At 64.3% G+C, this 12721-nt stretch carries 14 protein-coding genes; 6 read left to right on the top strand and 8 right to left on the bottom strand.

The genetic code is table 11. The features are described from left to right. Positions 1-28 precede the first annotated feature (28 nt). A complete protein-coding gene (locus tag E5679_RS18785) occupies positions 29-745 on the bottom strand; it encodes a DUF2637 domain-containing protein (RefSeq protein WP_249336233.1) in 717 nt (238 codons plus the stop codon). A gap of 237 nt (positions 746-982) precedes the next feature. Between E5679_RS18785 and E5679_RS18780 the strand changes: the two genes are divergently transcribed. Beyond that, positions 983-1711 carry a hypothetical protein gene (locus E5679_RS18780; protein WP_138418744.1) on the top strand — a complete coding sequence of 243 codons (729 nt, stop codon included), beginning with the start codon at positions 983-985 and terminating at the stop codon, positions 1709-1711. 228 nt (positions 1712-1939) lie between these two features. On the opposite strand, the gene E5679_RS18775 is transcribed toward E5679_RS18780, so the two are convergent. Continuing rightward, positions 1940-2953, bottom strand: coding sequence for a DUF695 domain-containing protein (locus tag E5679_RS18775; RefSeq protein WP_138418741.1), 1014 nt, complete (start codon positions 2951-2953; stop codon positions 1940-1942). A gap of 124 nt (positions 2954-3077) precedes the next feature. On the opposite strand from E5679_RS18775, the gene E5679_RS18770 reads away from it, so the two are divergent. Next, positions 3078-3968, top strand: coding sequence for a hypothetical protein (locus E5679_RS18770; RefSeq protein ID WP_138418740.1), 891 nt, complete (start codon positions 3078-3080; stop codon positions 3966-3968). Between the two features lie 229 nt (positions 3969-4197). Then, positions 4198-5292 (top strand): DUF4238 domain-containing protein, encoded by a 1095-nt coding sequence (locus E5679_RS18765; RefSeq protein WP_138418738.1) that lies wholly within the window; start codon positions 4198-4200, stop codon positions 5290-5292. Positions 5293-5893: 601 nt separating this feature from the next. Here the strand turns inward: E5679_RS18765 and E5679_RS18760 are convergent. From E5679_RS18760 to E5679_RS18750, 3 genes are all read right to left on the bottom strand, one after another. Then, on the bottom strand, positions 5894-6238 hold the full coding sequence (locus E5679_RS18760) for a hypothetical protein (protein ID WP_171042465.1): 345 nt from the start codon (positions 6236-6238) through the stop codon (positions 5894-5896). Between the two features lie 249 nt (positions 6239-6487). Further along, positions 6488-7243 (bottom strand): barstar family protein, encoded by a 756-nt coding sequence (locus E5679_RS21460; protein WP_138418734.1) that lies wholly within the window; start codon positions 7241-7243, stop codon positions 6488-6490. A gap of 159 nt (positions 7244-7402) precedes the next feature. Beyond that, positions 7403-8638, bottom strand: coding sequence for an IS110 family RNA-guided transposase (locus E5679_RS18750; protein ID WP_138418732.1), 1236 nt, complete (start codon positions 8636-8638; stop codon positions 7403-7405). Between the two features lie 627 nt (positions 8639-9265). Between E5679_RS18750 and E5679_RS18745 the strand changes: the two genes are divergently transcribed. Both E5679_RS18745 and E5679_RS18740 read left to right on the top strand, forming a co-directional pair. Then, on the top strand, positions 9266-9406 hold the full coding sequence (locus tag E5679_RS18745; RefSeq protein ID WP_138418730.1) for a type II toxin-antitoxin system Phd/YefM family antitoxin: 141 nt from the start codon (positions 9266-9268) through the stop codon (positions 9404-9406). A 203-nt stretch (positions 9407-9609) separates the two neighbouring features. Then, positions 9610-9906, top strand: coding sequence for a nucleotidyltransferase family protein (locus E5679_RS18740; RefSeq protein ID WP_249336231.1), 297 nt, complete (start codon positions 9610-9612; stop codon positions 9904-9906). 28 nt (positions 9907-9934) lie between these two features. Here the strand turns inward: E5679_RS18740 and E5679_RS18735 are convergent, their stop codons facing one another. The 3 genes from E5679_RS18735 to E5679_RS20985 all read right to left on the bottom strand — a co-directional run bounded on the left by E5679_RS18735 (position 9935) and on the right by E5679_RS20985 (position 11958). Continuing rightward, entirely contained in the window at positions 9935-10180 is a 246-nt protein-coding gene (locus tag E5679_RS18735) for a hypothetical protein (protein ID WP_171042464.1), read from the bottom strand. An 801-nt stretch (positions 10181-10981) separates the two neighbouring features. After that, positions 10982-11749, bottom strand: a complete 768-nt coding sequence (locus tag E5679_RS18730) for a metallophosphoesterase family protein (RefSeq protein WP_249336234.1) — start codon at positions 11747-11749, stop codon at positions 10982-10984. A gap of 20 nt (positions 11750-11769) precedes the next feature. Next, positions 11770-11958, bottom strand: a complete 189-nt coding sequence (locus tag E5679_RS20985) for a hypothetical protein (RefSeq protein ID WP_171042462.1) — start codon at positions 11956-11958, stop codon at positions 11770-11772. A 500-nt stretch (positions 11959-12458) separates the two neighbouring features. Between E5679_RS20985 and E5679_RS21110 the strand changes: the two genes are divergently transcribed. Then, entirely contained in the window at positions 12459-12674 is a 216-nt protein-coding gene (locus E5679_RS21110) for a hypothetical protein (protein WP_212747008.1), read from the top strand. Positions 12675-12721: the final 47 nt, after the last annotated feature.

Here is a 12721-nt window from a genome sequence, read left to right as displayed (position 1 = left end):
ATGAACCCTTAGGGGTTGTGAGACGATTTCACGTGCCGGCGGGGACCGGTTCCCGACCGCCCTTCTGGCCGCCGGCAAGGATCCGCCCCACGCTGCTCTTGGACAGTCCCAGCTCGCTCGCGATCTCCCGATGGGACATGCCACGCTCCGCCAGTTCTCGCACCTTGGCCGGGTCGGCCTCCACACGAGGGCGCGCTGGCCCAGTTGTCCCAGCCCGCTGCCCCGGCCGTGGCCCAGCACTGGCCCGTGAGCCCGACCCATCCGCCGAGAGCCCGAGCGCCCCAAGATCTTCGCCTCGCTCTTGGGCCAGCTTCAGCAGGGCCCGTTTCCGGCGCTGGGCGATGGTGCCGAGCGGCGGCGCCACGGCCATCTGGACGACCGACTCGGTGGCAAAGAACAGCGAGATCGGCATGATGGCCGCCAGAGCTGCTCCGAACGCCAGCGGGAGAGTGAGCTGTGCCGGCACCCCCTCGGGTGCGAGGACGTGCGCGGCGTTCGCGGCAACCGAGACGGTGGTGAAGAACGCCACAGCCGCCCACGACAGCCGCGTGTTCTCGCCTCTGGCGCGCTGCACGGCGGCCGCGAGGGCGTAGACCAGGATGGTCGAGTCGACGACGATCGGCACCAGCCACCGCAGGAGAGGCGGGATGCCAGCCCACGCCGCGGCCTGGATGAGTCCTTGGAATGAGAGCGTGAAGCTCGCCACTCCGAGCACCGCAACGAGCCCGAGTGCGGTGAGTGCCACCTCTCGACTGTCGGCCTCGAGCCTTGGTGCCGCCATCCGTCTGTCCCTCCCCGAATGTCGTCTCGTGGGGCGCTCTGCCCCAGGGATCAGCAGTCTAGGGCGGGGCACCGACACACATCCACGGGTCAGCCGTAAGGTCGATCGTGGGCCGCTGCCCCAGAGGTGTCTGGGGCGGGGCAGAATATTCCCGCTCGTTCATGCATCGGGCCGTCTAAGAGGGCTGAGGAGGCCGCACACATGAGGTTCATGGACCCCCGAAGAGCCCTCGCCGCACTCGCTCTCGCAGCCGCCCTCCTGCCGGTGGCGGGGTGTGCCCAGATCCCATCGGCCGGGCGGGCCCACAGTGCCTCCGACGGGTCCACGGCAGGCGTCTCACAGGAGCCGGGTTCACGAGACACCTCGGGCCCGGTCGTCGCCAACGGCCACGGATGGACGCAGGCCGGGCTGGATGGGACGATCCCGGCCCCGAACAGCTGCCACATCCGCTGGACGGCCGAGAAGGAGCCCCTCCCGGACCCCAAGTGCACCCCCGGCGCGGTCGACAGTGCCGTGACGCAGGCGAACCTGAAGGAGACGGTGTGCCGCAAGGGCGGATACACCTCCAGCGTCCGGCCACCCGTAACGCTCACCGACCCGGCCAAACTCAAGATCATGGCCGCCTACGGGATCCCCGCCTCCGACGCGTCCAAGTACGAGCTCGACCACCTCGAGCCCTTGACCATCGGCGGGGCAAGCGACGTCAGGAACCTCTGGCCAGATCCGCTCTCGTTAATCCATTCCACCCCGTCGTCCTACGTGCACAATGAATCTCAATGGACGAAGTCAAGTCAGGACGAGGGGTTCGCAGCGAACGACAAGGATGTCGTGGAGTCCAAGGCCCGGACCGCCGTTTGTTCCGGGGCCGCGAACCTGGATGCGGTGCAGAAGGTGTTCTCGATTGACTGGACTCAAATTCAGCTCCAATAGCCGTTTTTCGGATTGACGCCAACTGACGTCGAGCTGGTCTCCCTCAAACCCGGTACCGAGCGAACCCATCTAACCATCAACTTCAACGGCACCATCATCCAAACCGGCGCTGACTCCTACCGCCTCAACCACACTCGCCTTCACAGCTGACGCCCTGCGGACAATCGAACGCCGAGCAACGCCCGTTACGGGATCGCCGAGGGGCGGAGGGAACAGGATGTGGGCCGCTCATCCGGTGAAGTGCCGCACCCTTCGCCAAGCCGGGTCGCTTGCAGACTCGATCGCGAGGCGACGGGAGCGGGCCCAGTCGGCCAATCCAGCCGCGATGTTCTGGTCTTCACCGTCGGTGTAGACGTGGAAAGTTCGACCTCCGGCGATCGTCTGGTGACCGACAAGTATGCCGCGGGAGCCAAGAAGGGCTTCCAGTTCGTAATCGAGCCTGCGAAGCGGTTCGAGCGCGGCACCGTTGGCGGGAAGTCCGTTGGGCTGGGATGCATAGGAAGCATGGATGCTGTGGTGGACATCGAGTGTGGGGTAGTCGATCCAACGCAGCGCCTGGCGGAACAGCGCAATGCCGGGCGTGCCGTCTGCTTCCTGCCACTGCGCAAGGCTCCACTCGTCAGGGTCGCGGCGCTCAGCGATCGAGGCGACTGCGCGGAGCAGGCCGGCGCCGTCTCCGACCGTGTCCGGAGCCGTCTCCAGCGCCTCAATCTGGCCCAGCCATCGCTCGACGTCGTCCTCTCCCAGAAGCCAGTCGAGAACGAGATAGGTCACTTGCAGCCGGACTTGCCTCGGGACGTCTGGGAACGCGGGGTGGTGGACTCCGACGTTGACCCTGAGCATCTCTTCCACGGGCTCGACCCGGAACAGGGTCTTGCACAGATCGAGCTTGCTCCCGGCGATCTCGAGGATCTCGTTGAAGGCTTCCGGCTCGGCCTCTTGGCTGGCGCGGAACTCCCAGGTCGCGTCTGCCGGCGGTGCAGCGCGGAGCCAGCGCTCGGCCGTCGGGCGAACTTCCGCGACCCCGCCGGCCGATACGGTGAGCCGGTGTTCGGACTCGCTGCCTGCCCCGAAGTGCCAGGTGAGGCCGGGATGGACCGCCGCAACCCGCTGGCTTAGCTGTTCAAGAGCTGCCGACGGCTGGTGCGGGTCAATCGTGCGACCCTGCCTTCCCCACCATTCCCAAAAAGCAGAGATGGGATGTACGAGGGCAACCGGGTCGCTCCTACGGAAGAGGCGCATGGCGCAAGACTACGGGTCCGCGCCCATAATCCCGGCCCTGCAGTCTTGCTGTGTCAGTGAGGGATCGTCTATCGGACACATGCTCTCGGGCTGAGGCTCGATACTGAAGCAGTAGCGTTGGCTCATGACAGCCGACAGCGATCCTGCCGCCACCTCAGCGTCTGAGGATCGCTTGAGCGCGGACCAGGTCGACCTGATCAGGGAACTCATCTCAGTTATTGCGCCCGGCGCCGAGACGATCACGCATTTGGCTTTGGGGCGACCCCCACGCAACGGGTCCCGGGCTGAGGTGTATATGGAGGACAGCGCCAATTCTCCGACCTTGACGGGAAGCTCGTACGTCGCCTCAGGGCATCTGGCGATCGGCGTATGCGTCTTCACTGCCCTGGATCATCTGCGCTCGTTCGCGGCGGTCCTGGGCGAAGGGCAGGCCATGTCCCTCGCAACCCTCACCCGGGGTGCAGTCGAGGCGCTGGGGAAGGCTCACTACCTCCTCATGGCCCCCACGGCGAAGGAGATGGTAGGGCGCCACCTCAGTCTGGGCCTTGCAGAGCTCGAAGTGTCGGTGAAGAAGGTCGGCGACGCCTTCCGTGACCTGCGAGGCGAACCGCTCGACGTACGTGCTCACATGGCAGCTCTTGAGGATAAGCTCGCGGCGTTGGGCTTCGAACGGGAGAAAGTCGGCGTTACGGCACTGGCTTCCATGGTCGTGTCCGAGTGCGTCCCTGGGCTTGATGGACGGGCCTTCTACTCGCAGCTCTCGTCCGTAGCCCACGGCGAGACGGCCGGGGTGTCGGCGTTCCTTGGCAGGAACATCGAAGCCGGGATCGGGTTCGTCCAGCCCCCTGCGCTCGTGCTCCCGTTCATCGGGGCGATGACCAAGACCAGTTGCACGGTTGTCAGCGGGGTGGTCGCGCATTTCGGACTCGAGCAGGAGTACCAGGATGCCTGGAACAACGTCATCGCGGAGCGCATCGGTCCGCTGACGAACAGGCTCTTCGAAGCACAAGCATGAGGCCCGATTCGTTCGCATTCGCAGAGGGACCACCTCGACGGGCGCGCACTTCAATCCGTTCGTGGTGCGGCCGCCTCGCCAACACCATTCCGAATATCCCGTACTGTCGAGGTATGGAGCATCAAATCGTCCAGCTCTTTGGATCTTTGAATTGACAAACCGAAGATCCGGAAGATCCAAGGGCGAAGTGTCGCCCGAACTTCGGCGCATTCTCGACGCCTCAAGAGCTATGACCGCCAATGGACAAGAGTCCCGTCGGCACCACCTCGTACCCCGGTTCTATCTGGATCGCTGGGCCATCAACAATCGCCTTAGAGTGACCGACCTCTCTACCCGAAGGAGCTTTACTGCCGCGCCGATCAACGCGCTTATTGAGACCGATTACTACCGGGTACCAGATGGGGCCGTGGACGGTGGCTCTCCTGTGGTTTGGGAGACGTGGCTGTCAGATCTCGAGGGGCGCGCAGCCAAGGTCTTTGAGGCGATCGACTCGGACGGGCTAGGCAGCCTCGACGATACTCAATGGGGACATCTTCTTCACTTCATCGGGGTGCAGATCACCAGATCCCGCTCGCACCGCTATCAAGGGCGTTGGATGATGGGAGCTGGGCAGTACCAGCTTTGGGAACTGCACCGCCCTGGCGCGATTGAGGCCATGCTTACGCGGGCCGGGGAGGAACCGACCCCTGAGCGAGTCGGCCAGATCGAGCGCTATTTCGCTGCTGCTATCGCTGACCCTTGGAGCGTTCCGATGCTCGCTGAGCAGGAGATGGTCATGGCCATCCAAGGCGCAAGTGTGCTGGCCGAGGTGCTCAGTAGTCGCCAATTCGTGCTGTACAGCACGGCAAAGCCCCTACTTACAGGCGACGAGCCTGTCGTGCAGATCTACGAGAGAATGGGGGACGACCACCCTAACGGCGGGGGATATTTCGGAGCACCGGTTATCGTCTTCCCTTTAGGGCCCCATCAGGCGCTCGCCATGTTCCGGTCGAATATGCCTGTCCCGCATGGCCGCGAGCTGAACGCGTACGAGACCATTGAATTGAACCAAGTGATCGCCGCCAACGCGCATCGGCACATCGTCGAACAACCAGGCGGCCAACTCGGGACTAGGCTCCGTGTCCCTGACCTCAAGGAGCCAGCCCGCATTGTGAACGTACCGCCAGCCAACGGCGAGGGTGCTGAACTTGTCTGGATGCCTGCCCAACGCCGTTGGCACGGCGAACCCGACGCGCCGATTCGCCCAGTAAAGTCGTGGTGGCCGGTCGTTGTTCCACCGGCACCTCGACCGCCAGCTGGATGGCGTACCGAAGCTGCCCGTTAGGCATCCGCCAGGGGGCATCGTTTCGGGCGTCGAAGCCGTCACTCCTGTTTTGGCCCCTCGGATTAGGTGCCGAAGCGGTCGATTGCCTCCACCAGTGAGGGGGACTCCTGATTGATCCTTCGCTTGGAACTTGAGGACATCCCACACCGTCCGGCCGCGGCCGTCTTCGCTGTCTAGGGCTAGGACGGGGAGCCCCCAAGCGTCCACATTCCACCGGCAGCCCGGCTGCTCTTCGCAGACGAGGTCCCCGACGAAATAGGCGACCTCGCTCATGATCGGACCGTCCACATCGATCGTCTTCTCGTCTATGGCCCGGTCTAGGATCTGGACTCCGGGCCTGCCCGTCAGGTCCGCGTTGTGGAGAGCCGCCCATGCCGTCAGCAGGGGGTACTGGCCGATGCGGGCAATGTCGAGAGTTCTCAGTGGATCGGGGCCGCTCCCGACGGGACGGTAGGCTGCAACGCGGCGCTCTGGATATTCGCCTGCATAGGGTCGCGGAAGCCGACGTTGGCGCCGCTCGTCTCGACTGCGCTCCATGTCGTCAAGCTAGCATCATGCTCAGCTCTCAATGCCTCTCTGAACGATGCGGCTACGTGCTCGCTCAGGTCGACAACAGCTTCCTGATGCGGTGTCGGACGCTCTGCCCGACCCTCGGGTCGTCGACGACGGGTCGAATGGCTGCCAGCGGAATGTTCAGCGCGGGAAGCCTCGTAATCCACTCGAGCGCTCGGTCGATCCAGTAGTCAGACCTGGTTTCGAGTGCAGCTGCGAATACCTCCGCTGAGGGCAAGACATTGATCAGGTCGGCGGGCGAAATCCGAAGAATGTCCGCAGCGTCGGTGAGCTTCCCTTGCAGCGCTGCCGGATCGAGCTCGAGTAAGGGCAGGACTCCAACTACATCTGGCGGTTGGAGTTCATGCAGATGCCTCGTGCCGCTGCTGTCCACTGAAGCCCATAGCCAACGGCGTGACGCCTCGAGGACAAGTGCTTTCTGATCTTCGTCAAACAGTAAGACCTCAAACCAACGCCGAGTCTCGCCGGGCAACGAGCTAGCCGTCCAAGACGACGGCGGAACGAGGCGCGTGAGCGCGGCGGGCGTCAGCGTGTCAGCCAACGATGTTCACCCGTAACTAGCGGGTCGTGTCGGCGAATGGATTCACAGCCAGTCCAGTCGTGATGATCATCGAGGCCCCGATTACACTCGCCCGAAGGGCATGGGCCCTATGCCGGCCCTCGACCAGCGGCGTGCTGCTAGCTCGATCGCGTCGGACTCTCCTGCAAGGACAATGTGGAACGGGATCGCTGGCCGGTCCCACCATTCGCCGAGCTCGATCGGGTGGCTCCATGTCTCCGCAGCTGACTGCAGCGAACGGACGAACCATTCTAGAGTCCCGTCATCTTCGTCCGCCAGGAGATGGTCCGGCTCGACAATGGCCAGGACGTAGCCTTCGCCAGCAGGCAGCGTCTCGTCGAGATCGGCAATGCACTCGTTGAACGCGTCCATGGTCTCGCCGAAGTAGAGCGGGAACTGGAGTGCGGCGGCGAATTCGTCGAAGAGGCCGGACAGATTTCGCATCTTCCACCCCCGCAACGTGCGCACGGTCAGCCCAGAATCGGCCCAGCCCAACAGGGCGGTGCCTACGGCCTGTCGATCGCCTTTGACCAGAAGCGGTCGAAAGCCTAATTCGACCCCCAGCAACCGGCTGACTCCGGTTGCCCCTTCGTCCTCAATCACGCTCCTGACCGTATCGCAGTCGTCGCGCGCCACATCAGATTCCGTGTCCGCAAGCCGGCCATCCAGCGTGCTAGGGGTGCCCTTCAACCTTCCCCGAGGGCTCAGCCCAGCCCGAGGTGCGTATACCCCGCACGATGAATTGCCCTTTGAACGTACGACAACAGCAACATCCACGTCACGGACACCTACCCCAGCGGTCCTGGGTTGAGCCGTCATCCTGATTCTGGGACATGCCGCATCCGGAGAATCTTAAGATCGGAATCCTTCGCGAAGCCCGCCCCAGACCTGGTTCGGACCTGAATTGGCTCACATCAGCCGGTCAGGCAATCGCTCCTGAACCTCGCGCGAGGCAGCCTTTTGGGCTGGGGCACGCTCTCATGCGGCAATCGCCTCCTCCGGCATCGTGATGACTGCAGTGGGAGCTGGAGGGCTGGCTGTGAATGTGCGGCCCTCGCGCAGGAGCGCCCACAGGACATTGACGAGGCGCCGGGCCAGAGCGAGGATCGCCTGGGTGTGATTGCGGCCTTCGCAGCGCTTGCGGTCGTAGAACCTCCGCGAGGCCTCCGAGCTCTTCAGGCTCGAGAGGGCGGCCATGAAGAAGGCGCGCCGGAGCCGACGGTTGTACCGCTTGGGCCTGTGGTGGTTCCCCGCCACCCGCCCGGAGTCGCGCGCGACTGGGACGAGGCCGGCTAAGGCTGCCAGATGGCCGCTGTTGGGGAAGGACTCCAGACGTCCGTTGGTGACGGCGAGGAACTCGGCTCCGACCACCGGCCCGAATCCGGGCATGGACTCGATGATCTGCGCGGCTTCGTGTTCTCGGAAGCAGGCGGCGATTCTCTTGTCGAGCTCATAGATTTCGCCGTGGAGCCCGACAAGCTTGCGGGCCTGGGCGGCGACGAGCTCATTGACGATCTCCTCTCCCGGCAGCTCGATGGTCTGCGCCCCGGCGGCCGTGAGCGATTTTTCGGCCAGAGACAGAGCAGTGGGGCGTCGGACGCCAAGATCGATGAGCCTGCGGGAGAGCGCATCCTTGTCCATCCCGCGGAGCTGGGCTGGTGTCCTGGCCACGGTCAGCAGCTTCAGCGGGGCCAGAGTCTTCAGGTCAAGGGCCTGCTCGAGCGCGGGGAAGATCGAGGCAAGGCTGCTCCGGAGCCTGTTGATCCCGCGGACCCAGTCTTCGTTCAAGTCCTTCCGGTGAGACAGCAGCGGCATAAGCTGCGCCACGACTGGGTCCTTTGGCTCGACCGCCCGGAGATTGGCATGCAGGCGGGCGATGTCTGCGATTACGCGGGCGTCCTTCGCGTCGGTCTTGGACTCTCCGCCGAAAGCCGCGCTCATGCGGTTGACGACCCTGCCGGGAATGTAGACCAAGGTCTGGGCCGCGGCCAGGAGGAGCGTGCAGAGGATCGCAGACTCTCCGCTGGTGATGTCGATCGCCCACCGTGGCGATCGGGCCGTCGCGGTCCCCTTTCCGATCAGCTGCTCGATAGCTTCCTGGCTGTTGGAGATCCGCATCGACCAGACGGTCTTGCCATTGCTGTCGATGGCGCAGGCGTGGTGCTCGGTCTTGCCGACGTCGATGCCTATCCAGAGGTCATGGGCCGGGGCCAAATTGGTTCTCCTCTCGTCGATTCCATACCCACGGACGACCCCGCCGACAGGTCCCTAAGCAGCGACTCTTCGCATCAGATCTCAATCAGTGGTCGAGGCGTCCAGGGCCGGGGCGGCCATTCATTGTTAGCTTCACTCTCAGCACAAAGACGCAAGCCACACCCCGGCACCCGGGCTGTCCAAAGGCTATGCCAAGGACAGAAGAACCTTAGGGATAAGGACCAGGTCGAGACGGACGCCCAGAGCGCACTGTGCACCGGCAGCGAGCAGCTGCAGTCCCTCCAGCAGAAGTTCGCCTCCGACTGGACGGCCCTCCTCACCCTCCCGCACACCAACGGAACCGGAGAGGGCTAGACCACCTTCAACCAGCATCGTGCGCCAGGATGAACGTGCGCGGACTCCCTCAAGAACCCCGTTGAGTGCCCTCCGCAGAGAATGCGGTGGCTGCTCGCGTCTTCCGTCGCCCGCCGCACCCGAGGCGAGGACGGCAATCCCGATCCAGCTAGCCCCGGTGCTCCGAGAGAAGAGCCGGACAGGCGCTGAAGCGAAGCCCAAACTGAGACTCCAGCGATGACAGCGGGGCTTCGCCCCTTCTCGTTAGAGATGTAGGACAGGCAAGATCTGAGCATGAGCGGAGTCACCGTCACGGACGCCCGCTCGCGACTGTCGGCCCTTGTCGACGAAGTGAACCGCAAGCACGAGCCTGTCCACTTGACACGCAGGGGCCGCCGTGTCGCCGCGATCGTGGACGCACAGCAGATTCGCTAGCTCCTGGAGGACGCAGAGGAGCTCGCGCACATCCGAGCAGTGGATGCAGCGTGGGATGAGACGCAGCGCCTCCGCGAGGCGCGCCCATCCGGTGGGACCAGGCAAAGCGGGTCGCGGCCGAATGAGCGGCTACCGATCGAAGATCCATTTGCTGTCCGAGGTTCGATGTCAGGATCCGGTGGCCTTGACGCAAGAATGGGGCCGTGACCAGGACTCCGCGGGCCCGTCGCCCCTCACAGCTCCTCGTGGAGCACAGGGACGAGGTCCTCGAGCTCGCCCGCCGGCACCACGTCGGCAACGTGCGGGTGTTCGGATCCGCTGCCCGGGGCGAGGACGGACCCGAGTCCGACCTCGACCTCCTTGTCGCCCCCGACCCTGAGGCATCGCTGTTCGACCTCGCATTGTTACGACTCGACATAGTCGACCTGCTCGGAGGCATTGAGGTCGACGCCGTGACCACAGGCTCGAGCGGGCCGGGCCATGGAGCGCATCCTGGCTGAGGCGGTGCCGCTGTGAGCCGAGGGTCGATCAGCTGGTCGTGTCGCCCCGCTCATGCCGCAGCTTCGCCCGTTCAGCCTCAAGGCTCCTGCGGGCGAGCTTCAGCAGTGCTTGCAGCCCACGACGCGTCCCCTCCGGATCAGGATCGGGATCGTCCCCAAGCAGGGACCCTGCACCGAGATCGATAACGACATCATCGAGCGGGTCTATGCGCTCGTCGAAAGTACGCCCGCGGGCGGCGCCGCCGGGAACCGCGGGGTAGCGTTTCACGGCCACCGGACCTCCTGCTTTTTGCAGCCCATGCACCTTTCAGATTAGGGCCGAATCCTTCCATTTCGCGTCATACTCTGGCACCGGATCGGGCGGCCCGCATCATGCGAGCCGCCCCCCTTCCCGTTCTGGCGGCCCGGAGGTCGGTACCTACACCAGATCGGAGGTGTGCACAGAGCGGTGTGCAACGACCCGCACGTACGCCCGTGCGTTGATCCGGATTGGAAGTGCGTGAGCGTGTCTGTACCGAGGTGCGCCCGGAGAACCTGACGCAGAGATGTCCCATGGTCTGTTCGTGCCGACGCACGGGGCTTCGATCATTCATCCGTTCTCTCGTTCGTCTACAGGTCTGTATTCACCTCTGGACGGATGAGTGGCCGATGATCTGCGCATAGGTCAGCACGTTGGTTCGAAGCAACCTTTGTTCAGCCATCCCCATCGATGTCCGGATCGACGTTCGCCTGCGCATCTGATCAGAGGTCCGCAGACACATGCGCACAAACGTTCGAGACGCCGTTCGTCCCGTGGTCCGTACAGAGGTCCCCCCATCCGTCGACCCAGCGGTCCATACACCTTTCAGGAAGGAGGTGCGCACGCCACCGCTAGGTCAGCCCCAAGACCTGCCGTTGGAGACGATCGCCGCCGCCCTCAGGAGCTTCGCCGCCTGAGAGCGGGCGGACGGATCAGGGGCGGGAAGATTCCATAACAGATACGCCTATCTGTCGTGGAATCTTCCCAGCTCAGAGGCCAGGGCCAGCAGCTCATCGAGCCGCACAAGACGGTCCACGGCCCGATCTTCGAAGCCGCTCATGCAGCGAATGTCACCTGGATCTTCAGCGGCTTCACTTCGACCTCACCGTCGTCGTCCACGCACACCTCCACGAGATTTCCCGCCCAGCTCTGCTCGGCCGCCAAAACCTCAACCATCGTCTTGGTCCCGTCATCCCACTGGAGCTCAGAGCGCAATCTCTGGTGCCAATGGCCGGCGAACAAAGCCTTCGGTCGGACGCGCTCGACGGTGTCTTGGAGCAGAATCCGTGTCTGGTTGGCCCGCTCAATCGTCTTGGCGGAGAGCCCGGACATGCCTTTGAGCCCTGTCGCCCCCATTGGGACGTCGTGGGTGAGCATGAGCGTCACGCCTCCGGCCGATGCTTCGATCAGCTGCTGGGCCTGCTCGGGGGTCGGTTCTTCCTGGGGCCACCAGTCCCGGCCTTCACGTCGCCATGCCTTGTCGACACTGTACGCACCACCCAAGCCGGCGATTCTGACGCCGTCGTGCTCGATCACCACACCGTTTGGCAGGTAGGAGAACCGGTCCGCGACTCGGCGCGTGCCGTCCGGATTCGCGGGCAAGGTCTCGAGCGTGGCCCAGTTGTCATGATTGCCACCGACGAACGTATAGAGAATGTCGTTCTGCTCCAGCAGGAGGCGCATCCTCTTCTCAGTGCGGCCCCGGTGCTGTCCCGGCCAGTCAAAAGAAGCATCCCCGACGCAGTACAGGCGGTGGATCCCAGCGTGCTTGAGCGTCCGGCAGACGGCCCGGAAATGGCCATAGTGGCCATGCCAGTCGCCCATGACGCCGGCCCGCCAGACCATTAGGACCTGTCCAGGGGCTCGAGGGGTTGGATGGAAATGACGGTCGTGGTCTGGCGCAGCGTCACGCAGTCGGTCCTCACCCGGAGGAAGAAGGCCCCGTCCTCGCCGACGGTCAGCTTGTGAATCCCCACCAGGGGCAGCGTCTCGCCGTCCCTCCTTAAGTCGGCGATGAGGTCCCTCTCGGTCACCTGGGGGGCCTGCCGGGGGAGCCTGGTGACAGTGCTGATGCCACCTGGGCGGACTGATATACGGTGGGTCGATCCTGAGGCAGTCGTGAGCAGCCAGTCGCCCGCATCCAAATCCGTGAGCGTCTGCATCTTCCGGGCCCTCCATGTAGTCAGCGAGGGCTTCAGACTATCGAGGGCACGATTTCATTAGTGTTCCGAACATTAATGAAATCTCAGGCCAGCCCTACGCTGTACCCAAACGCATGCGCTCTCCCGCCCGTCCGGCCACAGAACTTCAGATGCGGCCGAACCGTATCGAAACGAGGCCACTATGACGATCAGCATCGAAGACGCTCTTCGCGCCTGGGCGCGGGGACGGTATGACACCGAGGCGGGCGTGGAGCTGCTGATCCGCCAGGGCAGCGCAATCTACGACGGTGTCCCCTGGATCGACCGCGAAGGTGACATCGCTTCGGTCGACGTGGACAAGCTCCTCTACGAATCCGGCGTCTGGTCCGGTGGTGAGCAGCGTGGTTCGCATCGCCGTCTCGCTGCTCGTCGGCCCCGCTGTGGACCTGTCGGAGGCCACCACTCTGGACCGCCGGAATCTTGCACTGGTCCTTGCCGCGATCGCGCACGCGGCCGGCTCGCATGAAGACGCAGACCTCCGGTACGACGGCCAGGGGAACCCCACGGGCACCGTCCGGCTTGAATCCCTCTACCCCTGGCCCGCCTGACGCCAGCCGCCCAGTCCGGCTTTCCAGCTCATCCCAGAAGCCGACGG

The organism is Sinomonas gamaensis, assembly GCF_005876955.1.
Classification (GTDB): domain Bacteria; phylum Actinomycetota; class Actinomycetes; order Actinomycetales; family Micrococcaceae; genus Sinomonas; species Sinomonas gamaensis.
Note: the sequence above shows the minus strand (reverse complement) of the source record. Positions and strands in the feature narration are given on the sequence as shown.

Bases quoted from the DNA above. Each gene is read 5' to 3' on its own strand.
- E5679_RS18765 (WP_138418738.1), top strand. From the start codon at position 4,198: ATGACCGCCAATGGACAAGAGTCCCGTCGGCACCACCTCGTACCCCGG.
- E5679_RS18745 (WP_138418730.1), top strand. From the start codon at position 9,266: ATGAGCGGAGTCACCGTCACGGACGCCCGCTCGCGACTGTCGGCCCTT.
- E5679_RS18770 (WP_138418740.1), top strand. From the start codon at position 3,078: ATGACAGCCGACAGCGATCCTGCCGCCACCTCAGCGTCTGAGGATCGC.
- E5679_RS18775 (WP_138418741.1), bottom strand. From the start codon at position 2,953: ATGCGCCTCTTCCGTAGGAGCGACCCGGTTGCCCTCGTACATCCCATC.
- E5679_RS18730 (WP_249336234.1), bottom strand. From the start codon at position 11,749: ATGGGCGACTGGCATGGCCACTATGGCCATTTCCGGGCCGTCTGCCGG.
- E5679_RS18780 (WP_138418744.1), top strand. From the start codon at position 983: ATGAGGTTCATGGACCCCCGAAGAGCCCTCGCCGCACTCGCTCTCGCA.
- E5679_RS21460 (WP_138418734.1), bottom strand. From the start codon at position 7,243: ATGACGGCTCAACCCAGGACCGCTGGGGTAGGTGTCCGTGACGTGGAT.